Consider the following 24,460-nt stretch of genomic DNA (forward strand, 5'->3'; position numbering starts at 1 on the left):
AATAGCCACTATGTGGCTATTATACCATTAAGTTCGATTTTGGTAAACACTCTAATGGGCCAAGATTTTTGCAGGGATTGTGTTTTCTGAAATGGGGCATGGATGAACAATAACTAAAAATCGCAGCGATTTCCTATTTACATTTTTCTCCATCTCTCCTATACTGAAAGTAATATCACAAGTTCAAAAGGTATACCCGCCGGGCCACACTGCCGTGTTCCCCGGTGCAAATCAGCAGTCAAATACCCTGCAGCAAGCTGACTGGCATGGGAACAGTTAGCGCAGCATAAGCTGCGAGGTATTTAACCCTCGCGGCGGTCTACACTCCATTTGGCGGTGCTGTGTGCCAATGGCACACAGCACCGTCAAATGGATGCGCAAGCGCGTCCGCTTGGCTCACTGCCCGCAGAAATCAAGGAGGTTATTCTTATGTCAAAAGTATATATTTTCTTTGCCGACGGTCTTGAAGAGATCGAGGGGCTTACAGTCGTCGATATGATGCGCCGGGCCGGAATTGATATTGATATTGTTTCCATAAACGACAAAATTAAAGTCACCGGCTCCCACAATATCTCCATTGACGCCGATATTTTGCTCAAAGATATCCAGCCTTCCCAGGCCGATATGTTTGTTCTTCCCGGCGGTCTTCCAGGCACCACCCATCTGGCGGAGAATGAGGTCCTTGGAAAAATCCTTAAAGAAGCTGCCGCCGCCGGAAAATATGTGGCCGCCATTTGCGCCGCCCCCAGTGTTCTTGGAAAATACGGAATTCTTGCCGGAAAACATGCGACATGCTATCCCGGATTTGAAGACAAGCTCACAGAAGCCTACTGCAGCACCGACAACGTAGTGGTGGACGGTAATGTGATCACCAGCCGCGGCATGGGCACCGCCATCGAGTTTTCTGCCTGCCTTGTCTCCCTGTTAAAAAAAGATAATCAGGCCGGTGAAGATCTGATGAAATCCATTATGTTTAAATAAATAAATCCCCCGCTGCTCACACTATCACAGGCAGCGGGGGATTTATCTTTTCCCCTGGTCTATATTTTCTTTAACGGATATATACTTCCTCGCCAATATGATCCAACACATCCCCCTCCGGGATCAGGCGGGCGCCACTCACCTCATCCCAGATCATCTGACAGGGTTTTTCCGGGTCCAGGCAGGGCCACACCAAAGGATCGGCCGGCACGCCCATTTCAATAAAATTCACATACTCTTTATAAATAACCTGTCCAACTTCTCTCGCCTTCTGTCTATGCTCTTTGCTGCTAAAAAACATTGGCATAGGATCGGAAAAAGCAAGCTGCTGGTCAAAGCAGTGGTAAGCAGGCATAAAATCTACAGTAAACTGCCACACTTTACAGCCTTTTTTAGCCAGACGTCCCGCAAGACGGTAGCTGTAGGTCCGGTACATATAGTCTGTAAGGATCCGGGTCCAAATGTCCGCTTTTTCTCCGTCGGAGGGGTCTGTCCCCCGCTCTTTCGCCTGAGCTTCGCACAATTGTTCAAAATCTTTCGCTGCAATCTCCCCGTTCTTTCCAAAAAGCCACCGGGCGATCTGAGGGGCGTCATGGAGAAAATTGGGGTTGATGATCTTGATCAGATCCTGTTCGTGCCGGCTGGAGCCTATGATCGCCCGTCCCTCCCACAATGTTCCGGAAATGACCATCGGTTCACAGTTTTCAGGAAGAACCACGCCGTCAGCGACCGGGCCAAACATACATGTACTTCCAGGATTATCGCAGAGGATCTTCTGGGCCTCCAGCAAAATATCCGGCGGTAATGTCAGCAGAAGTTCCTTATCTGAAATATCTTTACCGAAAGGTATCCCTTCCTCCCCCTCATGCTTTTTAACAACATCCTTTAGGATCGCCATATAATCCCTGGCAATGACGGAAGCGGTATGCCGGCTTCGGATACTCTGGGCCGCGCCGCTGGAGAGGATCACCTGATGGGCCCACTGTTTTGTCTGGGGCAGGCACATCATAGCGCCGATCGCCTTGGCCCCAGCGGAACTTCCCATAACTGTGATCTTCTCCCGGTCGCCGCCGAAGGCTTCAATATTGCGGTAAACCCACTCCAGGGACGCCATAAGATCCATCAGTCCGCTGTTACCGCTGGCCTCAAAAGACTGTCCGAGAATATCTCCAAGGTACAAAAACCCCCACACACCCAGACGGTAGTTCACCGCCACATAAATAAATCTGTTATCCCGGATCATCTGTTCCGGGGTATGTTCCTGACTGCTCCCAGTCTGGAAAGCTCCGCCGTGAACTTCCAAAAGAACCGGAAGCTTTTGGCTGTGATCAACATCAATAGCGCCTTTTTTTGTTCTCGCTGTAAATTTTTCCGGGATATAAATATTCAGGCTGAGGCAGTCCTCGTCAAAGGCGTCCCGGTTCTGGTGCTTCGCCCATGGCGCCGCGATATCATATACCTGCATAGCCTGCTTTCCAAAGGACAGGCATTCTTGCACCCCTTCCCATTTTACCGGGGCAGGCGGGCAAAAACGCTGTGCCCTGGCGTAGGGAATGCCTTTAAATGAAACATATGCCCCGTCACAGTCCCCCATAACAACGCCACAGTCAGTTACCGCATAAATTTTTTCACTCATCACACACACCTCTTTTATTTTAGTCACACAAAATCAGACGCGCCACAACAGATCTGCCGCCCACATAACCAGAGGGATAGAAAACAGTGAACATACCGTACTCAGGCATATGCTCTTTACTGCCTGAGTATAATCCTTGTTGTGGATCTGGGCAAAAATAGCCACATTAGATCCCACCGGCGCGGCGGCTACGATCAGTATAGCCAGTTTTAATGTATCATAATTTTCAGGAACCGCGGTGAGCAGGGCCAAAGTCAGCGCCGGAATCACAATTAAACGAACGAAAGCGCTGGCCCAGGCCGCTTTATCGCAAAAGAGCTGGCTGAGTTTTGTCTGGGCCAGGTAAGTACCGATGCTGATCATAGCTACCGGCGCGTTCATTCCCGCGATCAGTGAAGTTGTCCCTGAAATCACGTGGGGGATATCCACAGGAATAAGGAAAAGGATAATACCCACAACCATACTGATCAAAATGGGATTGGTCAATATTTTCTTAGCGCTGATCTGCCGTTTATCTTTTGTAATAACAAACACACCATAAGTCCACTGCAGCAGATTTAAAAGGGCCACAAAGGCTGAGACATAAAAAACCGCTTCCGTACCAAGGACCGCCTGGACAATAGGAATCCCCATAAATCCCGCATTGGAGAAAGCGGTGCCGAAATTTTCAATAGGGTGTTTCTTAAAGATCACTGCGGAAATAACCATGGCCAGGATCAGGGCAAGAGCTGAAAAAAGAAAAGACAGCAAAAGGCCTCTGAGACGTTCCATAGAAAATTCAGTCATATAAGCATTAATGACCACACCGGGCATGATCACATAGACAAGCACATGGCCCAGTTCCTTGCTTCCCTGTACTGTCAGTTTCTTAAAGCGAAACAAAAGCACACCGATGAGCATCAGCAGAAACATAATAATAACCTGCTGGATAAGCACAGACATAAACTCCATATACATTTTCCTCCCACCAAACATTATCTCGAACAAAAGAGCGATTTCGAATGTTTTTCGCTCCACAAAGTCATAAATTTTCATGCATACATGAAAATTATGGCTTTTTACAGTTGTCTCATCCTAATTATAAAAGATATCATTTATAATGTAAAATATATCTTATTTTATATATCCATACTTTCAAACTTATAAGAACTTTTTCCAAATCCCTTGACAAAATTCACAAATGGCTGCATATAATAGATAAGTATGTTAAAATTCTTACTGCTCTCATTTTTTGAAACATGAATATCCCCTAATTTTACGGGGTTCTTTATAAGAGGAGGTTGATTTTTTTATGTCTATGGAAGATTATGAGAAAGCCCTTCGCCTGGGACAGAAAAAATACCGTGAACAGGCATCTTCCGGCAATTATCCTTACCTTCCCGTGCTGGATGATCTTCTGGCGCAGACAGATATTGAGAGCCGCACAAGCCTGGGTACCATTGACGTGCCTCTGGAGCTGATCGTCGGCACAAGTACTGAGGGCCGTACTACAGCCTTCGCCTCAAACTTTATGCCTTTACTTGGCCCGGATTCCGAGTTTGCCAGCAAGTGGTCCCAACTTGTAGATGCCCTTATTGACGAGGGTCAGCGGGATCCCATCATTGCCTATGAATTTATGGGAAAATATTATGTTGTAGAAGGCAACAAACGGGTCAGTGTCTCAAAATATCTGGGTTCTGTCAGCGTTTACGGAACAGTCACCCGGATTGTACCAAAACTTAATGATGACCCGGAAGTGAAGCTCTATTACGAATATCTTGAATTTTATAACGTATCCCATATTAATTACATATGGTTTTCCAAAGAAGGCAGCTACCGCCGTCTTATGAAGATTCTGGATAATTATACAAAGATTCCCTGGACGGACGAAGAGCGGGCCTTATTCCGTTCCTCATGGCTGACATTCAATAAAGAATTTAAAGCTCTGGGCGGCGATAAACTGTCCTGCACGCCGGCGGACGCCATGCTGGCTTACATTGAGCTGTTTGACTACGCCTCCCTCTTTGAGGATACCCCCGCGACGATCCGCAGCAATATGACTAAAATCTGGGATGAATTTCTTCTCATTGACAAGGATGATTCGGTAGCTCTTGTTATGGTTCCCAACGAGGAAGCCCCTAAAAAGGGACTTTTGAGCAAACTTCTTTCCCCAGATCCTGAACATCTGCGGGTAGCCTTTATCCACAATAAGACCGCCGAGACTTCCGCCTGGACTTACGGACACGAACTTGGCCGGGCCCATGTGGAACAGGTTTTCGGCGATACTATTGAAACATGCTGTATGGACAATATAGAACCCGGCGACGCCTACGCGGCGATTGAAAAGGCCATTGCCGACGGCTATAACGTCATTTTTACCACGACCCCGGAATTTGTCAACGACAGCTTAAAATCTGCTATCGCCCATCCTGACATCCGGGTGCTGAACTGTTCTTTAAACATCCCCCATCGCTTTATACGAACCTACTACGGCCGCATGTATGAAGCGAAATTCCTTTCCGGCGTTTTAGCCGGAACTCTGACGCGCAACCACAGGGTGGGCTACATTGCCGATTACCCCATTTATGGGATGACCGCCAATATCAATGCATTCGCCCTTGGCGCGAAAATGGTAGATCCGGAAGTAAAAGTTTACCTGGAATGGTCCACATTAAAAGACAGCGATCCCTATGAAAATCTGAAAAAAAATGACGTCGTCATTATTTCAGATAAAGAAATGATCAATCCCAGCGATTCTTCCCGGGAGTTTGGACTTTACGCGGAAAAAGACGGCGTCAAGACCAACCTGGCCATGCCCATCTGGCACTGGGGCGTCTTCTACGAACGGATCATCCGCAGTATTTTAAGCGGCGCGTGGAAAGCCGACGGGGAAACCGATGATCTCCAGGCGGTCAACTACTGGTGGGGTATGTCCGCCGGAACCATCGACCTGATCTACTCCGACAAGATACCATCCGGCACTTTGCAGCTTGTCCACATTTTAAAGGAAGCCATCTGCCATAATCATTTTGTCCCCTTTACCGGTCCTCTGCTGGATCAGGATGGGACGCTGCGGTGTGAAGACAAGGTAGTCATGCCGCCGGAAGATGTGATCGTTATGGACTGGCTGTCCGACAACGTTATCGGCCGGATTCCGGCGCTGGATGAACTTGTTGACGATGCCCGAAAGGTTGCCGTCCATTACGGCATAGCCCCGGACAATAATTAAAAAGTCCTGCTGCCGGGGGCTGCAGGACACAATGTAAATCGCGGGCGCCGGGTATATGAGATTTTCCGGCTCCGCGGGGATAAGGAACAAAAGCTATGAAAATAATGGTACTTGCTGACACAGAATCCCGGTCACTTTGGGATTTTTTTGAAAAAAGCAAATTGGAGGGGATTGATCTTATTTTGTCGTGCGGTGATCTGAACCCTCATTATCTGCAGTTTTTATGCTGCTTTACCAAGGCTCCCATACTCTATGTCCATGGCAATCACGACGCCCGCTACGAGCAGGACCCGCCTACAGGATGTACCTGTGTGGAAGACCGCATTTACAATTTTAACGGTATACGCATTCTCGGCCTTGGAGGGTCCATGCGCTATAAAAAAGGCCCATTTCAGTATACCCAGAGGGAAATGAACGCCCGCATCCGCCGGCTTCGATTTTCCCTCATGCGCCACCGGGGATTTGACATTCTTCTGACCCACTCCCCTGCCTACCAGATCAATGACGGCCAGGATCTGCCCCATATGGGTTTTTCCGGGTTCAACTATCTTATGGATAAATATCATCCTCAGTATTTCTGCCACGGCCATGTCCATATGTCCTACGGCCGGGAATACAAGCGCCTGGACCGGTACAAAGACACTCAGATCATTAACGGCTATGAAAAATATGTGTTTACTTACGGGGAAGACCTTTCCCAGTCTCAAGAATAAACAGTTCCGCTTTCCGCCTCCGGTTTGTGCCGTCAGGCGGAAAGATTTTTCATAAACTGAACCATGGACTGCACTTTTCCCATAAGCTGTTCAAACATTTCCGGAGTCAGAGACTGAGGGCCGTCACACAGCGCTTTCTCAGGATCATTATGCACTTCGATCATAAGGCCGTCTGCTCCCGCCGCCACAGCCGCCAGAGCCATAGGCTCCACCATCCACCGGATACCGCAGGCGTGGGACGGGTCCACAATCACCGGAAGATGAGTCTTGGATTTCAGCATAGGTATGGCGGACAGATCCAGGGTGTTTCTTGTAGACGTCTCAAAAGTGCGAATGCCCCGTTCACATAAAATAACATTTTCATTTCCCCCGGCCATAATATATTCAGCGCTCATCAGAAGTTCTTCCAATGTATTGGCTAGTCCCCTCTTGAGAAGCACCGGAGTTTTCAGTTTTCCCACTTCCTTTAAAAGCTCAAAATTCTGCATATTTCTGGCGCCAATCTGAATAACGTCCACATTCTGAAAAAGATCAATATGCTGTACACTCATCAGCTCTGTGACTACAGGGAGGCCACAGGCTTTCTTTGCCTCAAGGAGAAGTTTAAGCCCTTCATTGTGAAGCCCCTGGAAAGCGTAAGGGGATGTCCGGGGTTTGAAGGCCCCGCCCCGAAGGAAGCCGGCACCGCTTTTAGCAACACTCTTGGCCACACTGTTCATCTGCTCCTCTGATTCGATAGAACAGGGCCCGGCGATCACCTGAAAATGACCTCCGCCGATTTTCTTTCCATGGATATCTACCACTGTATCTTTTGGATGAAATTTCCTGTTGGCTTTCTTGTAAGGTTCCTGAACACGCTTAACTTCATCGACAATCTGACGGGCACTGAGCCAGTCCATGTCCACCCGGGACGTATCCCCTACAAGCCCCCATAAACGCGTTTTTTCACCCACAGATTCGTGGATCTCCAGTCCAAGACTCTTAATTTCCTCACGCAGCGCCCCAAGTTCCTTTTCCGGCGCGTTTTCCTTAAAAATAATGATCATTGTTTCTACCTCCTGATAAAGTTTTTGCAAAAGAAAAACCGGTGCCACGTCACAGACACCGGTTCAGACTTTTTGAAAAAAGGAATTTTCTTAAAGCGTTCTCGATAGCACTGTTTCGACGCAGCAAAAATAATCCGCACAAAAAAAGTCCGGATAATAATAACCATATGCAAAATCAAAATGACATGGAAATATTTTCTTCATTGCTGCTGTCTCTTCCTTTCTATCATCTCTCCCTCAGGTTTTTCCCAGATAATTGGCAAAATTTATCTTTCGGGATGATGGTTTTGATTATATCAGATGATGGAGCCTTTGTCAACACCGCTTTAAAGCGCAACGCTTTAAAGTAATAAAATCCATCAAAACCGTAAAATTTAAGATCACCCCTTGCTATTAAGGTCAAAAAGTGCCGTCTTTATTTACCGGCTTAAAGCCTTCTCCCAATATTTCCCCGGCCTCTGTGGTGACGACAAAAGCGCTGTGATCAATTTCCCGGATAATGGATTTAAGGCGGGCAAACTCTGATTTGCGCACGGCGCAGATCAGAACTTCCCGCTCCTTCCCGGTGTAAGCACCCTTTCCGTGGAGCAGGGTGACACCCCTGTCGATCTCTGCCATGATCCTTCGGGAAATCTCCTCATTTTTGTCGGAGATGACCGTCACCATATTTCCCTGGTCAAAACCGTAAATAATGGCGTCTATCACCTTTGTACTGCAAAACAGAGAAATGATGCCGTACATACCTGATTCCATATTTCCAAACACAACCATGGACAGGGCAATAACGGCGCAGTCTACAAACAAAATCGCCCGCCCCATAGAAATGTGGGGCCATCTGAGGCGCATGAGATTGGACACGATTTCCGTTCCCCCGGTCGTAGACCCTCTAAGAAAGATAAGAGCCAGGCCGGCTCCGATAAATACTCCGCCAAAGACCGCTCCCAGCAGGAGATCTCCCTGATACACAGGAAAAAAAGGAGTGACCACCCAGTCGATCATAAGACTGCTGATCACCAGAGATTTTATAGTTCTCCAGGAAGCCTTTTTTCCCAGATAAATAAATGATAAAATGATCAGGGGGATATTAATGATCATGCTGACAGCGCCGATGGGAAGAACATCCCATAAATAGTTGACAATAATAGCCAGGCCGGACACGCCGCCAGGGGCAATATTGGCCGGCTCTGTGAAACATACAATACCCACGGCAAAAATCAGTGACCCTATAAGATCTGCGCCTAGATCCAGGGCAAGACCGCGGGCCCATTTACGGCTGTCTGTATTCTTCATTTTCATTTCCTCCCTCTCTGATATCCGGTCTTTCTTAGTACATTATACAGTCATGAGATCGTGATTGATCCGGGTATAAAATCCTTTTTTTATCTCATTATCATCAGAATAAGTTCCCAGAAGCCACATAAGTTTTGTCACCGTCGCCTCCGGCGTCATGTCGTAGGCCTCCAACAAATCAAACCGCCGCTTAACACGGGAACCCACATTGTAAATGACCATATCGCTCCCTTCATTGGGAACCTGGGTAGTCATAACCAAAAGTTTTTTGCTGCCGGTCCACTCTTCCAGGGCTTTCATATAAACATCGCCTTCATAACAGGGAATGCCGCCCACGCCAAAGCTCTCAATGATCAGCGCGTCATAATAGGGCATAAGATAATGGATCACGCCGGCGTCCATCCCCGGCACCAGTTTCAACGTAAATACTCTGGGATTTAGCCGTGTATAGAAACGTGGGCCGTTCCCTGCCTTCCACTCAATATACCGTATGATACGCTCCCCGCTGATCACTGCCACATCAGGGAAATTAATACTGGAAAACGCATTGAAGCTTTTAGAACGGATTTTTCTTGCCCTTGTCCCGGCAATCACATGGCCCTGGAATACAATGACCACATCATGAGAATCATCATCGCAGGCATACAATATGCTATCGCGAAGATTCATTTTCGCGTCGGTGATCTCCTTGTCAATGGGCCGCTGAGCGCCTGTGAGAACCACAGGTTTAGGGCTGCTCTGTATCATATAGGACAGGGCTGCTGAGGTATAAGCCATAGTATCTGTGCCGTGTAAGATAACAAAACCGTCGTAGCGGTCATAGCGCTCCTCTATAGCCTTCACCATTGCTTCCCAGTGTTTTGGCAAAATATTTGTGCTATCCAGATTAAAAAGCTGGATACAGTCTACATGACAAAGCCGCTGTACCGAAGGCACATACTCAAGGATCTCCCCGGGGCCAAGCTGGGGCGTCAGACCGTTGGATGTGCTTCTGGAAGCAATAGTCCCTCCGGTGGCAATAAGCAAAATATTTTTCATCATAAGATCCAACCTCTAAAATGGCAGTATGCCCAAATGCTCCAATAATATTTTAAGTCCGATGAGAATCAGAATAATACCGCCAAGAAGTTCCGCCCGGCTTTTATATTTGGCACCGAAGATCTTTCCGATACAGACGCCGGCAAATGCCAGTACAAATGTAGTGCAGCCGATAAAAGATACGGCGGGCACAATGGACACCTGGAGAAAGGCAAAAGTAATACCCACTGCCAGGGCGTCAATGCTGGTGGCAATGGCCATCATTAAAAGTTCTTTTACATTCAGATGGTCTGTAGCTTCCACCGTCTCCTCATCATCCTTCCCAAGAGCCTCCCGGATCATATTGCCTCCGATAAGGCCGAGAAGAACAAAAGCGATCCAGTGATCGACACTTGTAATATACTTCTCAAACTGTCTGCCCAGAATCCATCCGATGAGAGGCATCAGCGCCTGAAATCCTCCGAAAAATAAAGCGATAACTGCCGCCTGCCCATAGCGCATTTTCCGCATAGACAGCCCCTTACAGACAGCCACGGCAAAAGCGTCCATGGATAATCCCACAGCGATTAAAAACAATTCCAAAAGTCCCATTTTTTAAACTCCTTTTTTAATAAGATGTAAGTATCTCCCGGATCAGAGGGCGGCGCTGCCCAGGACTGCCAGACAGAGAAATACTGTCATAAAAACCGTGAATCCATTCCTGTTCCAGAGGAACATTGTGACAGACTTGCGCCAACACCTGGCCTTCTTTTACACAGTCCCCCACCTTCGCTCTAAGAACGATCCCTGTTTCAGGTTCTATGGCGTCATCCTTTGTCCGGCGTCCGGCGCCGATCTGCATGGCCAAAGTTCCGAGGTTCATGGCATCCATATGGTCTATACAGCCGTCTTGGCGGGCCCGAAGTTCTGTAGTCATACGGCTCTTTGGCAGACGCCGGGGATCATCAACCACGGACACGTCCCCACCCTGAGCCCGGACCATCGCCTTAAACTTTTCAAGAGCCGCCCCGTTTGCCAAAACTTCCTCAAGGCGTTTTTGGGCCTGCTTCTCATCTCGGACAATTCCGGCAGTCACAAGCATAAGGCTGCCTACAGCCAGACACAGATGCGTAAAATCCTCAGGACCGCGCCCGCAAAGGGTATCAATAGCCTCCTTAACTTCCAAGGCATTTCCAATGGCGCATCCTAAAGGCTCATCCATATCGGTAACAATAACGCTGACTTTTCTTCCCGCCGCTCTGCCGATGTCCATCATCTCCCGGCCCAAAGCCACAGCGTCCTCCAATGTCTTCATAAAAGCTCCGCTGCCATATTTTACATCCAGGACAATGGCGCTGCTGCCGCTGGCCAGCTTTTTAGACATAATGCTGGAGGCAATCAGCGGCATGGAATCCACCGTTCCAGTGACATCTCGCAGAGCGTAAAGTTTTTTATCCGCTGGGACCAGATTTCCGGTTTGCCCGGCAATGGCCAGACCGATGCGGTTGACCTGGTCAAAAAAAGCCTGTTTTTCCAAAAAACAGTTAAATCCGGGAATAGACTCCAGTTTATCTAAAGTTCCACCGGTATGGCCCAGTCCCCGTCCGGACATTTTGGCGATCTTCGCCCCGCAGGCGGCCGCCATGGGGGCTACAACAAGAGTCGTTTTATCTCCCACGCCCCCGGTAGAATGTTTATCCACAGTAACTCCCCGGATCTGGCTCAGATCCAGGAGATCTCCACTGTTCATCATAGCCATGGTCAGATCATAAGTTTCCCTGGCATCCATACCCTGAAAGACAATAGCCATCAGCAGGGCGCTGACCTGATAATCCGGAATCTGCCCCTGGACATAGCCCCTGATCCATTCCCGGATCTCTTCTGTGGAAAGAGTCTTTCCCTCCCGCTTTTTAACGATAGTATCTACAAAACGCATACAGACCTCCTCTCCTGCCCATTTGTTGTGCAGCTCTTAAGATGATAATACCAGGGTCAAATAGACATGCGTTTCATACTTGTATGAAAAAGCATGTCTACTTGACCCGAAAAAACATGAGAAAGAGCCATTTTTCAAAGAAAAATGAGCGATTTCGAATGTTTTTAGGGCGCTAGGCGCCAGTGACGCCTGCCCAGCGCCGACCGCAGCGGAGCGGAGACGCGCGAGTGCGACAGCACGGAGCGATCCGTGGTATCATGAGGTCAAATTAAAATTTGACCTCTTGTTTAATAGATTAACACCGGTGTGTTCAGCTCAACAGCATTAAAGATTTTTTCCATTTCCGGATAAGGCGTGTTGACACAGCCATGGGAACCGTTATTAATATAGATTTTCCCGCCGTAGCCGGACTGACTTTCCCCTCTCCAGCTGGCGTCATGGATTCCATAATCGCTCCTGTAAAAGCCGATCCATAAGTCAACATGAGAGGCATACTTATCTCCCTCCTTGTCTTCCCCCTCCAGAAGAAGATTTGTATAGCGGTTCAGCACTTTGTATGAGCCTTTAGGTGTATCGTAGCCGCCGTTGACCATGCCTGTGACAATATTTGTGTCGGCATAAAGGGCGCCGTCTTTATAAAACCACATATGCTGTTGGTCAATGCTGATCTCAATATATGTATCCCCGATCTCATTGCCCCCGTGCCTTGCGGCCGTTGAACTGTAGACCGGCTCCTTTGTCTGGCTTTCTCCCGCCAGCAGGGCGTCCCTCAGCGCCATGGATTCCGCCTGAACGTCAATAGCCCATCCATAATTTCCTCCGGGCACAGTGACTGTAGTTCCCCCTGTAGCCGTAAATTCTCTGGAATTTCCTACAGTATTATACTTATCAGCAAGGCTCTGGACATAGGCCAGAACTTTATCACTATCCACTGTGACGTTACCTTCTTCATCCTGACAGATCCAGCTTTTTGTCGTCGTACTGTCCAGAACTTCCTCGCTGCCGCCAATATCATATGTTATCGTCGTGCCCTCAATAGTCTCCACAGGCTCCATAATTTCCCGGATCTGGCGGGACTGTGTAGTTACCTCCGGCTGAATATAATAAGAATCATCCAGGACAATGCGCGTCAGCCCCTCATCCAGCGCCGACTGTACTGCCGCCAGAAGTTTACTCTCATCCATCTGAGTTCCGGAAACTTCCGGAACCAGCGTTACCCCATCCTCAGTAAACTCTACATAAGCGTTCTGGGGCTGCACCACGTCCTTTCCGCTGATACATTCCAACTGGGAAACCTGCTGCTCCAGCTTATCTTCATCATAGGAACTGGTACTATCCACCGTATAAAAGTTCACATCAGCAAAAGCCAGTATCCATCCCCATATCCCCTGGGACGCTTTGATCTCATCCACAGCATCGAAGGCTTCCGCGTAATCTATGTCTTTGCCAAGAATCACTTCCTGATCCCCGTCAGGCTCCACAATCCTCAATATATACGTCGACTTGTATTCCTTCAGGCTTTCTTTAGCCTCATCCACAGTTTTATTTGAAAAATTAACACCATTAATCCATGTTCCATTGTAAAAATGATTGGTATAGTAGAGTGCCACAAAAAAATAAATCATGCCGATCAAGGCCAGTGGAACAACAAGAAAAAACAAAATATTCCGAATCGTTTTTTTCTTCATTCATCTATCCCCATTTTATGTATAATATTCACCAATGCCCAACACCGAGTTTCTTATGACATAAAAAATATGGTCACATTTTAAAGTAACAGCAAACATAAGCTCTGTCAAGATGAATTTCAACTTGTGCCGGCAGAACTGCTGTAAAGTCGAAATATGTCGATAAATTGTGCTTGCATGGAAAAAATTTGCGTTATATAATATGTATAGAAAACAAAAGATAAAACATAAAAGCACAAAAGAAAGGCTCCGGAACCCCCCGGAGCCCTACTTTTTTGTATCATGTCACCCCCGGTTTCCTATGATCAAAAAGAAGGCGCGCAAAAAAGAAATTCCCTAACAGACTGTCGCCAGTCTGAAGGGAATTTCTTTTTTGAATTAAACTAAATAGAAAATCATAACAGTCCAGTCATCAGGAACGGCCAAACTGTTGCTGATAATCAGCAAGGCTGTAATACATCCCAGTGTTCGGCAAGCTTACCGTCTTCCATACGGTAGATATCCACAACACGGCATTTTGTATTTCCTTCCGGATCTACATTTTTCAAATATACTGCAATCATATCCCCATCCTCGATCATCATTTTGATCTCCAGATGGAATGTGGGATCAACTTCAAATTTCTTTGCGAAGCCCTCCATAAGTCCGGCTCTTCCCTGGGTTACGCCGGGATTGTGCTGGATATAATCTTCTCTTACATACTTCAGAGCGGCATTCACATCATGATCGTTAAAAAACTCTTTATACATTGCCGCAACAACTTCTTTATTTGTCATAGCTGTCCTCTTCTTAATAATAGTTCATCTCCGGAATCAATCCTTGTACTCCGGTTTATAATCAAAATATGGTTTCAGCAGATCATTCATATCATCTTTATGGATTTCAAGATTCTTCATGATGTAAGTCATCATATCTTTTAACTCATAATGATGCTCGTAGAGACCTGTGATTGTATTTCTTGCCCTTTTCTTCTCATCATCGGAGAAAGTCACTTTGATCTGGCCGTCAACAACTTCAAGTTTGCCATATGTACCACAGAGAGGACACTCAACTTCTGTGCCTTTACCTGGGATATAGGAAAGAAGGTTGTTATGGCATACCGGGCATACGCCCTCCTCGCCATACCATGTCACATCATCGTATTCTTTGCCGACAGACTCTGCCAGATGTTTTCCGAGTCCGGCAACTTTTTCCATGAAGTCCGGATGGAATACCGGATTGGTCATACGGCCCATATCGTAAGCGTTGATCTGTCCCACAGTCTTCATCGCTGTGGACATACCGAACATATACATATTTGGAAGTCCCATGGATACCCAGTTTGGTGTGTGGGCACCGCCAACGGAAATGTATGCTACATATTTCTTTCTGAACAGACGCTCGTCTAACAGCTCATCGCCGGTCTTGCCCTCAGCGATACGTTTCTCCTGCTCAACTGTCGCTGAAGAAAGGTCATGGGCAGCGCCGAAACGGTCGATAAAGTTTTTAAGCTGTCCTGTAGGCGCCAGAGAGTATACCGGAGCTACAAGGATAATGCCGTCTGCGTCCAGAACCGCATTTTCCATTGTCAGATAATCGTCTTTTAAAATACATTTAATCTGTCCGCCTTTATCACGTGAAGCAGAACATGCGCCGCACCCCCGGCAGTGTGTAATGTTCATGTTCATTGTATTCATGAACTGTACGTCTGCCCCTGCTTTTTCAGCAGCCATTAACGCCTGCTTTGCCAGAATATCACAGTTTTTGTTTTTACGTCCCATGGAAATCGCGAGAATTTTCATTGAAATACCTCCATAATATATAAACTTTAAGGCCTCAGCCCTATCATTTTTATTATAAAAAATTTTTTAAAAAAAGGCTTTGGCATTTTAATGAATATTACTATGATATTTTACTCATCTCTTGTCAATCTGCTGTTTTTCAATTTTTTTAAAGACAAAAATACTATGTGGTTTTTTGTCCTGTCTGAGATCCCTGATAATACTGTCCCACTTTTACACGAATCCACTGGATTTCATTCGGCTCAAGGATTGTCTCAAAAGTAATACGGTCTTCCAGTACCCGGTGACTGCGCACCCGGATGGCCGGCACACTGGCGCTTTTAAAGTAGGCCATATCCTCCGGGTGGAGAAATCTTGGAAATCCCGCTCTCAGCCACCGGTCCTGTATACTGGCAGTCCGTGAATTGACGGCATAAATCTTAATTTCCACAGGCACGTCCTCCTGACCCGAATATTTTCCCGCCCCAAAAGGCAAAGGAAATGAAAATTTCAGGCGCAGTTTCCGGCCATCCACAATGAGTTGGCTCTGCTCCGCTACATGGATCTCATCTTCCTGGCGCAGACCATACTGAAAATTAAAATGTTTGTAATTATGGCAGACCACATACCATTCGTCTTTATCGTCGCCAGTGATCAGATAATTTTCTCCCCTCTGATAAATCCGCTGTCCGATGCGATCCATAAACTCCATAGCGTAATACGCAGGCTTACATATGCCGTCCTTTGTCAGGAGTCCGCTGCCCCCAAAAAGGAAATCACCGGTATCGTAATATTCCGCGAAAATATCCGACGCGCACCAGTATCCCAGAACATCTGCCATGCCTATGGTGTCAATTATATTTTTCATGACATAAGCGCCCTTTTGACAACTGTCATTAAAGACATTCCGGTTAGACACGGTAAAATTCCATTCTGTCACATGCACTGGAAGCCCAATATACCCTTCGGCGTCCATAAGTTCCCGAATATCTTTCAGAAAATTCTTCAAGAAATCTTTATCCATGGACTGACTTCGGATCTTGTCCGCAGTCTCCATTTCTGCCGGGTAAGAATAACTGTAAAAGGTCATAAAATCCGGTTTCTGTAAAAATTCATGCCATATATGGATCATCTCCCGAAACCGTTCTTTCCCGTGACGCAGAGAGAAACCGCCGCTGCCAAGGCGTACTCCCGGCAAGATTTCCCGAAGAACCCCTGCTACCAAATCAAAGGTGGAAAAATATTTTCGAATCAGTGCCTCGCTGTCCGGGACTTCCTTATGGAAAAAATTGCTCTCAAGTTCTTTTTGCCACAGTTCAAAATACCAGTTTTCTATCTCGCTTCCCCCGTAGCGCTCCACGAGATGATGCATAAGGGCAGACATAAATTCCCTCACCCGGTTTTCGTCCGCAAAAATACCATCTGAATCGCCCCCTCCGATCAGAACGCTCTGCCGGCTTTTCAGCAGTTTTTTCGGCTTCATCCCCAGCTCAATATAAGGCTTCATCCCATGTTCCAGAAGAAAATCTAAAATCAGATCCAGCCGCGAGAAATTATACAGCCCGGATGGCAGGCAGTGATCCAGGAGCATCTCCCTGGAATAAAGATCCCAAAAACGGACATAGCGGATCTTTAAACACCGGTGCAGAAGGCATAAATGTTCCTGAAGATCGGATCTGAGCAGATCTGCGGCAGTGCCGCCGTTAATCATCATTTGCCAGTGGTGTCTGTAGGGCTCCCCTTCAGTATTTTCCAGAGTAATATCCTGAACATATACCTGTCCCGCCGGATAATTTTTGTGCCGTTCAAAGTAAGCGTCCACCTGTTTTTTCTGGATATTTTGTATCCGTGGGGCCTTTATAGCACTCTCCTGATCATTCTTCCACTGGCTTCTATAAACCGAAGGGGTAGTGTGGTACTTCTCTTTAAAGGCTTTGTTAAAGGATGCCGAGTTGGCAAAGCCTGTATCCATGGCAATCCTCACCACAGGCTTATCTGAATGGAGAAGCTCCGAGATGGCATAGCCGAGGCGGACAGAATTGACATACTCAAGAAAACTCATGCCAAACTGCTTTTTAATATATTTAGACAGATAGGCCGTGGACAAATACAGGTCTTTGGCCAGATCTGACAGTGCAATGGGTTTATCGTAATTCTGACGGATGTATTCGGCAATTTTTTGCTTGCGATCGTCAAACTTATGGAGTTCCCCCTTATATCTGGAATCTTCCTCCGTCAAGAGAAAATTATTCTGGAGCATGTGCAAAAGCTCATAGTAGAGGCTGTAGAGATAGATCATATCTTCCCCGGCATGGTAATAGTGCTGGCTGATGATCTTTTTAATGAGTTCACGCACTTCCTCGTAAAGCTCCCCTTCCTCTGCGGTAGAGTTGCACCAGAATAATATAAGGTTTTGCTTGAGCAGTTTTGACAGTTCGTCATAAGAAATGTGAAAGCAGGCAGCTAAGGTTTCCTGACTTCCCTCATAGGCATGGCGCCGTCCCGAATTGACCATAAGGAAATCTTCGGATTCCAGAAGAAAAGTCTGATCCTCCACTATAAAATCCACCCGTCCTTCCATCACATAAAATAATTCGATATCCAGATGGGTATGCATATTTTCACTTTTATCAACACGAAACTCAAATTCAATCATTGACTCACCTGTTCTTTTTCATAACCCCTGTTGATTCTGTCACAAATACAGGTTAATTAGTAACTGTTCCTGATCTGTTTACGTTTATTATAGCCTAAATTCCGGCAAAAAAAAAGCCCCTGAAACTGGGGGAATCCGCTGCCGGTCACATAGTGACCAGCAGGAGAAATCCCACAGATTTCGGGGCTGGGTGAATCAATCTTTCAATGAGTATCAGTCTTCCTGAACGTACTCAGCGGCTTCCATACCTGCGATACGTCCTGTATTTACCGCGTAACCCATGGAGTTACCGGGAAGAAGGAACATGTAGCTGTCATCGTACAGAGCGCAGGAGTCAGCGCCGGCAGCGTAAAGACCTGGGACTGGCTCGAAGTCTTTGTCGATAGCTTCGCAGTTTTCATTGATCTTAATACCGCCAACTGTGCCATATCCGCCTGGACGGATCTGTGCGCAGTAGAACGGAGCTTTTACGATAGGACGCATATATTTGCGGGGTTTGTAGAACTCTTCATCTGCTGTATCGCAGTATTCATTGTACTCGTCTACAGTGTCAAGGAAGTTATCTACGTCGATGCCTGCCTTTTCAGCAAGCTCTTCCAGTGTATCAGCAACAAAGAAGCATTTGCTTCCGTTGTCGATAGCCATCTGGATGCCTTCTTTGAAATCGGAAACATCCGGGTTTGTACGAACCATGCTGATCACGTCCACACCGTTCTTAATGTAGTATTTAACAATGGAAGAGTCAATAACAGAAAAGCCGATGCAATCTTTCTGTTTGGATACAGCGTTGCTCAAATATGTAGTATTCTGCATATGATCTTCGTTCATGAAACGTTTTCCATGTCTGTTTACAAGGAGGTTTGGCTGGGAGAATACATTTGGAACACTCTGCGGAAGACTGTCTGTACCCTCAACGCTGGCAGCCATCTCAATACGAACCTGAGATTTGGCAGCGCCAGCTTCCCAAGCCATCTTCATACCATCGCCCATGATGCCGGGGATAGCGAAGTTAAACATATTTACGCCAAAATCAAAACCTGTCTCCTGTTTGATCATCTCAGGATTTGCGCCTGCGCCGCCTGTAGCGATGATGGCAGCCTTGCAGTTGATCTTTACTTCTTCGCCGTCTTTATCTGTCGCGAGAACGCCGGCAACCTTGCCGTCTTCCATAATGATCTTCTTAGCAGGAGTCTCGGTGAAAATCTGAACGCCCAGCTCCAGAGCGCATTCATACAGTTTACGGTTCATGAAAGAAGCCGCTCTCGGTCCAATACCCTGATCTGTCTTTACAATATGCCATGTTGCCTCAGACTTAGGGAAATAGCGGTAAGCGCCTTCAAATTCTACACCTTTGTCTTCCAGCCACTCAATAGTTTCAGCGGACTGAGCAAAATATCTCTTTACAAGACGGGCGTCAACCATGTAATGCGTATATTCCATAAACATATTGAATGCTTTCTCTACAGAGATATCGAGCATCTGGTTTTTCTGATATTTTGTGCCAATTCCAAGAGGCCCCATACCCATGTTGGCTGCGCCGCCACATGTAGCTGCTTTTTCAAGAAGAATAACCTGAGCGCCATCCTCTGCTGCCTGAACAGCCGCGGAAAGACCTGCAGGACCACCGGCTACAACTACGATTTCTGTGGTCATTTCTTTCATTGCTTTTTTACACCCTTTCTTAATTTCCGGATCTTTGGTTCCGGCTATGCCGGGACCATGCCGGTATACATGTGTATACGCCGATGTATACCGACACCCGGATTTTTCGTATGTACTCATTTTACTTTTTTTCATTAAATTTTTATATCGAATTTTTATCCGAAAGTATATCTTTTTTTGTCATATGTTACAATACCCCCGTTCTATCCATCGGCAGCCTTGTGACATTTTATTTTCGAGAGCGGCGCGCCGGGAAGATGTGCCGGCACATCCATTGGAGTTATCCACACAAAAAATTCCCCATAAAACCGGGAGTTTTTCAAAAATCCACAAGTTTTCCACAAAAAACGACGGCAAAACACAACATTTTGTGCATAGTTATACACCTTTTGTGGATAACTTGTGGATATGCTTTTTTCAACAGAAAATTCTCCAGATTAGATATTCAGCCCCTCCAGCACTTCTCTCAGCTTCCCGGCCGACTCTGTCAACTGTTTTTCCTCATTTTCATCCAGAGGCGTATCTATAATCCATTTCACACCTTCCCGCCCCACTACTGAAGGCAGGCCGAGACAAACGCCATGAATGCCGTAATGCCCCTCCACAAGACTGGATACTGTCAGTATGGCGTTCTCATCCCGGATCAGTGCCTGGGCAATGCGCTTGACCACCCTGGCTATGGCATAGAAAGTCGCCCCTTTGCGCTCTATAATTTCATAGGCGCTGTTTTTAACTTCCTCATAAATTTGGTGCATACTTTCCCGGTCCCCGCATTTATTGCAGGTCTGACAAAATTCGTCCAAATCCACCCCTGAAATATTGGCGCTGGAATACACAGCCACCTCACTGTCCCCATGTTCGCCGATAATAAGGGCATGGACATTGCGGCTGTCAACGCCAAGATGCTCCCCAAGAAGATACTTAAAGCGGGCCGTATCAAGGACTGTGCCGCTGCCGATCACCCTGGATGGTTCAAATCCGGATAATTTCAGGGCCACAGAGGTGAGAATATCCACCGGATTGGACACGATAAGGAGTATACAGTCCTTGTTATATTCAACGATTTTAGGGATAATGCTTTTGAAAATTTTTACATTTTTTTCTGCCAGGTCAATCCGGGTCTCCCCCGGCATCTGGTTGGCTCCTGCGGTTATAATGACCAGATAGGCGTCGGAAAGATCGCTGTAATCTCCGGCGTAAATATTGACCGGTTTCACAAAAGGGGCCCCATGGCCGATATCCATAGCCTCTCCCTCCGCTTTTTTCCGGTTAATATCAAGGAGGACAATCTCGTTAAACAGACCGCTTCCCAGAAGAGTGTGGGCCGACGTTGCCCCCACGGCGCCACAGCCGATGACCCCGCATTTTTGTATATTCAGGTTACTGTTTTTTCCATATAATAAATTTCCCATAGCTAAACCTCCTGCCGCAATGTTCTAATTTTGTGTTACTGTTCGCTGGCTTGCCAGTGAACAGCAACAATTTTATGACCGCGCGGCCGCGCTGTTGGCAAAACCGCACTTATAGATTTAAGTATGGAAATCTGTGTCTAAAATATACGTTTTCCCAGAAGAAAAAAGTTTTTTATCTCCCGATGGTCTGAAAAAGTCACTACTACCGATCACATCGCATATTATAATATGGTTATGAAAAATATAACTTATGGAGATCTCTTTTTGATTACTCTCAGCCTTTGTATGATCGTCCGCAACGAAGAAAAACTTCTTGGGCGCTGCCTGGATTGCGCCGCCCCGGCGGCGGACGAAATCATTATTGTGGACACCGGTTCTATCGACAACACAAAAGAAATCGCACGAAGCTACAATGCTCTCGTCTTCGATTTCCCATGGAATAACAGCTTCTGTGACGCCAGAAATTTTTCTTTTTCCAAAGCTTCTATGGATTACTGTATGTGGCTGGACGCCGATGACCTTATCCAGCCAGATCAACTAAATGAGCTTTTAGCTTTGAAAGCCACCCTGACCCCCGACATCAATATTGTCATGATGAAATACGCTTCCGGCTTTTCCCCGGACGGCACACCGGTTTTAATTTATTATCGGGAACGGCTCATAAAAAATCATGCCGGTTTTTGCTGGGAGGGAGCCGTTCATGAGTGTATCACCCCGGCGGCGCCCACGATCTATTCCCCCATTGTTATTGAACACCGCCCACCCCAAAAAACCTGCCACACCGAACGAAATCTGGCGATCTATGAAAACCTTCTCCGCGAAAAACAGGTTTTATGTCCCAGAGACCGTTTTTACTATGCCCGTGAGCTGATGTATGCCGGCCGGCACAACCAGGCTGTCATCCCCTTTACAGAAGTATCCGATGACCCTTCGGCCTGGATTGAAAACCGCATTGAAGCCTGCTACAACGTGGCTCTGTGCCACCTGGCCCTTGGACAGACAGATGAGGCTCTGTCGGCTCTTTTTAAAAGCTTTTCCCTGGATGTTCCAAGAGCGGAAATTTTATGCCTCCTGGGGGATATTTTTAGAGAAAAACAGGCTTATTCCCAGGCAGTTTACTGGTACCGGGCAGCCCTCGCCTGCAAGGAAATTCCTGAAAGCGGCGGTTTCATACGTGTTGACTGCTATAACTATTATCCATGTGTGTGCCTGTGCCTCTGTTACTACGCCATGGGCGACGTGCGAAAGGCTTACCATTTTCACAGGCGCTCCGGCCGGTGGCATAAAGATACGGCGGAATACAAATATAATGAAAACTTTTTCCAAAGTCTGCTGTTTCATACAGATAATCCCCGCGACAATTCAACCGTCTAAATTATTGTAATCCCCGTCCAGTTTAAAAGAAACATTTGTATCTGCCGCAAGTTTGTGGTAGGATAAGGCTGTAACGCGGAAAAAATATTAAGAGACGGAGGAAAAACAAATGGAAAAGTTTTTCAAACTAAAAGCCAACGGTACTACTGTAGGTACAGAGATTATTGCCGGTCTGACCACCTTCTTTGCTATGGCCTACATTATCGTTGTCAACCCCAGCATCCTGTCCCAGTCTGGTATGGAATGGGGCGCGGTGTTCCTTGCGACAATTATCGCATCCATTATCGGTACATTGATCATGGGTCTGGTCGCAAATGTACCTTACGCTCAGGCGCCTGGTATGGGCCTGAACGCCTTTTTCGTTTATACAGTCTGTGCCGGACTGGGCTTTACATGGCAGCAGGCGCTGTCCATGGTATTTATCTGCGGTCTGCTCAACATCATTCTCACAGTGAGCAAGCTGCGTAAATACATTATTAAGTCTATCCCTGTCAGCATGCAGAACGCCATCGGCGGCGGCATCGGTATTTTTGTAGCTTACATCGGTCTTCTGAATGTAGGCATTATCTCTTTTGACAGCGGTGTTCCTGCCCTGGCCACACTGAACCAGCCTAAATTCTGGGTATTCCTTATCGGCCTGGCTCTCAGTGTGATTCTTCTGGTAAAAAATGTTAAAGGTGCGATTTTAATTGCTATCATCCTGACCACAATCATCGGAATCCCATTCCAGGTAACTGTTCCTTCAGATACAGTAAGCTTCACTGAAGCATGTCAGGCCCTTCCCACGACCTTCCTGGCAATCTTCAGAGAAGGCGGAATCATAAGCCTGTTTAATGACCTGTCTAAACTGCCTCTGGTGCTGATCACGATTTTCTCTTTCAGCATTTCAGATACCTTTGACACTATCGGCACATTTATCGGTACCGGCCGCCGCAGCGGTATTTTCAGTGAAGAAGACGAGAAACTTATGGAAAGCGGCTCCGGCTTTAAATCCAGACTGGATAAGGCGCTTTTTGCTGACGCCACAGCCACATCTATCGGTTCTTTATTCGGAACGTCCAACACAACAACATTCGTTGAAAGCGCTTCCGGTATCGGTGTGGGCGGACGCACCGGCCTGACTTCCGTTGTTGTTGCTATCTGCTTTGCCATCTCAGCTTTCCTGGCTACTTTTGTCAGCGCTGTCCCCTTTGCAGCTACAGCTCCGGCTCTGGTTCTGGTAGGCGTAATGATGACATCCTCTTTCCAGGAGATCAAATGGAATGATCTTGAAGAAGCCATCCCGGCTTTCTTCGCCGGCATCTTCATGGCGATCTGCTATAGTATTTCCTATGGTATCGCCGCCGGTTTTATCTTCTACTGCATCGTTAAGATATGTAAAGGAAAAGCAAAAGAAATCCATCCCATTCTTTGGGTGTGTACAGGACTTTTCGTATTAAACTTCATACTTCTGGCACTTCTGTAATGGATATCCGAGGGTAAAATGCAAAAATCGCGTCAATCCCGCCGGGAGTGTTGATAAAAAGGTGTTTTGGAACAGATTTTCCAAAACACCTTTTTTGTATCTCATATCATATGAGTTGCCCGACAAATGGACATGAGACACGGATTGCTCCGCACTTCGCGCTCTCGAAAGCCTAAAACACCGAAAAGGAGCCATTTTTCTGCGAAAAATGGCTCCTTTTCGGTGTTTTTCGGGTCAAGTCGATATATTTTTTCATGCAAGCATGAAAAACATATCTATTTGACCCTGGTATCATCATATACTATATTAAACATAAAACAGAGGTATCTCTATGTATTTTCATCATTCCGAGGACTGCCATGTCCCATCAGATACAGGCATCTATACACCGGGCTGTTCTCCGGCCCCGACATGCCCCGGCCGCCGGGGCCGCCCAGGACCTACCGGGCCCACTGGACCTACCGGACCTACCGGGCCCACCGGACCTACCGGACCCACCGGACCTACCGGGCCTACCGGACCTACCGGACCTACCGGGCCCACCGGACCTACCGGACCCACCGGACCTACCGGGCCTACCGGACCTACCGGACCTACCGGGCCCACCGGACCTACC

19 protein-coding genes are annotated in these 24,460 nt (G+C 46.9%); 5 read left to right on the top strand and 14 right to left on the bottom strand.

All coding sequences use genetic code 11. The features are described from left to right. The first annotated feature begins 429 nt into the window (after nucleotides 1-429). Nucleotides 430-981: a DJ-1 family glyoxalase III gene (locus HNP82_RS10145; protein ID WP_183774005.1), complete on the top strand. Its 552-nt coding sequence runs from the start codon at nucleotides 430-432 to the stop codon at nucleotides 979-981. A gap of 70 nt (nucleotides 982-1,051) precedes the next feature. Here HNP82_RS10145 and HNP82_RS10150 read toward each other — a convergent pair whose 3' ends face one another. Further along, nucleotides 1,052-2,617, bottom strand: coding sequence for a carboxylesterase family protein (locus HNP82_RS10150; RefSeq protein ID WP_183774008.1), 1,566 nt, complete (start codon nucleotides 2,615-2,617; stop codon nucleotides 1,052-1,054). Nucleotides 2,618-2,650: 33 nt separating this feature from the next. Then, a complete protein-coding gene (locus HNP82_RS10155; RefSeq protein WP_183774011.1) occupies nucleotides 2,651-3,568 on the bottom strand; it encodes an AEC family transporter in 918 nt (305 codons plus the stop codon). A 340-nt stretch (nucleotides 3,569-3,908) separates the two neighbouring features. On the opposite strand from HNP82_RS10155, the gene HNP82_RS10160 reads away from it, so the two are divergent. Together HNP82_RS10160 and HNP82_RS10165 are read left to right on the top strand one after the other, a co-directional pair. Further along, a complete protein-coding gene (locus HNP82_RS10160) occupies nucleotides 3,909-5,825 on the top strand; it encodes a BMP family ABC transporter substrate-binding protein (RefSeq protein WP_183774024.1) in 1,917 nt (638 codons plus the stop codon). A 95-nt stretch (nucleotides 5,826-5,920) separates the two neighbouring features. Beyond that, on the top strand, nucleotides 5,921-6,538 hold the full coding sequence (locus tag HNP82_RS10165) for a metallophosphoesterase family protein (protein ID WP_183774027.1): 618 nt from the start codon (nucleotides 5,921-5,923) through the stop codon (nucleotides 6,536-6,538). A gap of 32 nt (nucleotides 6,539-6,570) precedes the next feature. Here the strand turns inward: HNP82_RS10165 and aroF are convergent, their stop codons facing one another. The 11 genes from aroF to HNP82_RS10220 all read right to left on the bottom strand — a co-directional run bounded on the left by aroF (nucleotide 6,571) and on the right by HNP82_RS10220 (nucleotide 21,005). Continuing rightward, nucleotides 6,571-7,584, bottom strand: a complete 1,014-nt coding sequence (gene aroF, locus HNP82_RS10170; protein ID WP_183774030.1) for a 3-deoxy-7-phosphoheptulonate synthase — start codon at nucleotides 7,582-7,584, stop codon at nucleotides 6,571-6,573. 399 nt (nucleotides 7,585-7,983) lie between these two features. Next, nucleotides 7,984-8,874, bottom strand: a complete 891-nt coding sequence (locus HNP82_RS10175) for a YitT family protein (protein WP_183774033.1) — start codon at nucleotides 8,872-8,874, stop codon at nucleotides 7,984-7,986. A gap of 42 nt (nucleotides 8,875-8,916) precedes the next feature. Beyond that, entirely contained in the window at nucleotides 8,917-9,912 is a 996-nt protein-coding gene (locus HNP82_RS10180; RefSeq protein ID WP_183774118.1) for an asparaginase, read from the bottom strand. Between the two features lie 15 nt (nucleotides 9,913-9,927). Continuing rightward, a complete protein-coding gene (locus tag HNP82_RS10185; protein ID WP_183774037.1) occupies nucleotides 9,928-10,503 on the bottom strand; it encodes a manganese efflux pump MntP in 576 nt (191 codons plus the stop codon). A 16-nt stretch (nucleotides 10,504-10,519) separates the two neighbouring features. Further along, nucleotides 10,520-11,827: a pyrimidine-nucleoside phosphorylase gene (locus tag HNP82_RS10190; RefSeq protein WP_183774040.1), complete on the bottom strand. Its 1,308-nt coding sequence runs from the start codon at nucleotides 11,825-11,827 to the stop codon at nucleotides 10,520-10,522. 287 nt (nucleotides 11,828-12,114) lie between these two features. Next, nucleotides 12,115-13,515 (bottom strand): L,D-transpeptidase family protein, encoded by a 1,401-nt coding sequence (locus tag HNP82_RS10195; RefSeq protein ID WP_183774043.1) that lies wholly within the window; start codon nucleotides 13,513-13,515, stop codon nucleotides 12,115-12,117. Nucleotides 13,516-13,955: 440 nt separating this feature from the next. Next, nucleotides 13,956-14,291: a nuclear transport factor 2 family protein gene (locus HNP82_RS10200; RefSeq protein ID WP_183774046.1), complete on the bottom strand. Its 336-nt coding sequence runs from the start codon at nucleotides 14,289-14,291 to the stop codon at nucleotides 13,956-13,958. A 36-nt stretch (nucleotides 14,292-14,327) separates the two neighbouring features. Then, entirely contained in the window at nucleotides 14,328-15,296 is a 969-nt protein-coding gene (locus HNP82_RS10205; RefSeq protein ID WP_183774049.1) for a flavodoxin family protein, read from the bottom strand. A 163-nt stretch (nucleotides 15,297-15,459) separates the two neighbouring features. After that, on the bottom strand, nucleotides 15,460-17,931 hold the full coding sequence (locus HNP82_RS10210; protein ID WP_183774052.1) for a GH39 family glycosyl hydrolase: 2,472 nt from the start codon (nucleotides 17,929-17,931) through the stop codon (nucleotides 15,460-15,462). A 213-nt stretch (nucleotides 17,932-18,144) separates the two neighbouring features. Then, nucleotides 18,145-19,593 (bottom strand): FAD-dependent oxidoreductase, encoded by a 1,449-nt coding sequence (locus HNP82_RS10215; RefSeq protein WP_183774054.1) that lies wholly within the window; start codon nucleotides 19,591-19,593, stop codon nucleotides 18,145-18,147. Nucleotides 19,594-20,030: 437 nt separating this feature from the next. After that, nucleotides 20,031-21,005, bottom strand: coding sequence for an L-lactate dehydrogenase (locus HNP82_RS10220; protein ID WP_183774057.1), 975 nt, complete (start codon nucleotides 21,003-21,005; stop codon nucleotides 20,031-20,033). A gap of 264 nt (nucleotides 21,006-21,269) precedes the next feature. Between HNP82_RS10220 and HNP82_RS10225 the strand changes: the two genes are divergently transcribed. Further along, nucleotides 21,270-22,379: a glycosyltransferase family 2 protein gene (locus tag HNP82_RS10225; RefSeq protein WP_183774060.1), complete on the top strand. Its 1,110-nt coding sequence runs from the start codon at nucleotides 21,270-21,272 to the stop codon at nucleotides 22,377-22,379. A gap of 109 nt (nucleotides 22,380-22,488) precedes the next feature. Then, entirely contained in the window at nucleotides 22,489-23,844 is a 1,356-nt protein-coding gene (locus HNP82_RS10230; RefSeq protein ID WP_183774063.1) for an NCS2 family permease, read from the top strand. A gap of 381 nt (nucleotides 23,845-24,225) precedes the next feature. Here HNP82_RS10230 and HNP82_RS18085 read toward each other — a convergent pair. After that, the coding region (locus tag HNP82_RS18085; RefSeq protein ID WP_243164729.1) for a hypothetical protein at nucleotides 24,226-24,460 on the bottom strand (235 nt) is incomplete at its 5' end.

The organism is Catenibacillus scindens, from assembly GCF_014202115.1.
GTDB classification, from domain to species: domain Bacteria; phylum Bacillota; class Clostridia; order Lachnospirales; family Lachnospiraceae; genus Catenibacillus; species Catenibacillus scindens.

Excerpts from the sequence above, each read along its gene's own strand:
- HNP82_RS10160 (WP_183774024.1), top strand. The coding sequence starts at position 3,909 with ATGTCTATGGAAGATTATGAGAAAGCCCTTCGCCTGGGACAGAAAAAA.
- HNP82_RS10210 (WP_183774052.1), bottom strand. The coding sequence starts at position 17,931 with ATGATTGAATTTGAGTTTCGTGTTGATAAAAGTGAAAATATGCATACC.
- HNP82_RS10165 (WP_183774027.1), top strand. The coding sequence starts at position 5,921 with ATGAAAATAATGGTACTTGCTGACACAGAATCCCGGTCACTTTGGGAT.
- HNP82_RS10185 (WP_183774037.1), bottom strand. The coding sequence starts at position 10,503 with ATGGGACTTTTGGAATTGTTTTTAATCGCTGTGGGATTATCCATGGAC.
- HNP82_RS10230 (WP_183774063.1), top strand. The coding sequence starts at position 22,489 with ATGGAAAAGTTTTTCAAACTAAAAGCCAACGGTACTACTGTAGGTACA.
- HNP82_RS10195 (WP_183774043.1), bottom strand. The coding sequence starts at position 13,515 with ATGAAGAAAAAAACGATTCGGAATATTTTGTTTTTTCTTGTTGTTCCA.
- HNP82_RS10200 (WP_183774046.1), bottom strand. The coding sequence starts at position 14,291 with ATGACAAATAAAGAAGTTGTTGCGGCAATGTATAAAGAGTTTTTTAAC.
- HNP82_RS10180 (WP_183774118.1), bottom strand. The coding sequence starts at position 9,912 with ATGAAAAATATTTTGCTTATTGCCACCGGAGGGACTATTGCTTCCAGA.
- HNP82_RS10215 (WP_183774054.1), bottom strand. The coding sequence starts at position 19,593 with ATGAAAGAAATGACCACAGAAATCGTAGTTGTAGCCGGTGGTCCTGCA.
- HNP82_RS10205 (WP_183774049.1), bottom strand. The coding sequence starts at position 15,296 with ATGAAAATTCTCGCGATTTCCATGGGACGTAAAAACAAAAACTGTGAT.
- aroF (WP_183774030.1), bottom strand. The coding sequence starts at position 7,584 with ATGATCATTATTTTTAAGGAAAACGCGCCGGAAAAGGAACTTGGGGCG.
- HNP82_RS10150 (WP_183774008.1), bottom strand. The coding sequence starts at position 2,617 with ATGAGTGAAAAAATTTATGCGGTAACTGACTGTGGCGTTGTTATGGGG.
- HNP82_RS10190 (WP_183774040.1), bottom strand. The coding sequence starts at position 11,827 with ATGCGTTTTGTAGATACTATCGTTAAAAAGCGGGAGGGAAAGACTCTT.
- HNP82_RS10145 (WP_183774005.1), top strand. The coding sequence starts at position 430 with ATGTCAAAAGTATATATTTTCTTTGCCGACGGTCTTGAAGAGATCGAG.
- HNP82_RS10175 (WP_183774033.1), bottom strand. The coding sequence starts at position 8,874 with ATGAAGAATACAGACAGCCGTAAATGGGCCCGCGGTCTTGCCCTGGAT.
- HNP82_RS10220 (WP_183774057.1), bottom strand. The coding sequence starts at position 21,005 with ATGGGAAATTTATTATATGGAAAAAACAGTAACCTGAATATACAAAAA.
- HNP82_RS10155 (WP_183774011.1), bottom strand. The coding sequence starts at position 3,568 with ATGGAGTTTATGTCTGTGCTTATCCAGCAGGTTATTATTATGTTTCTG.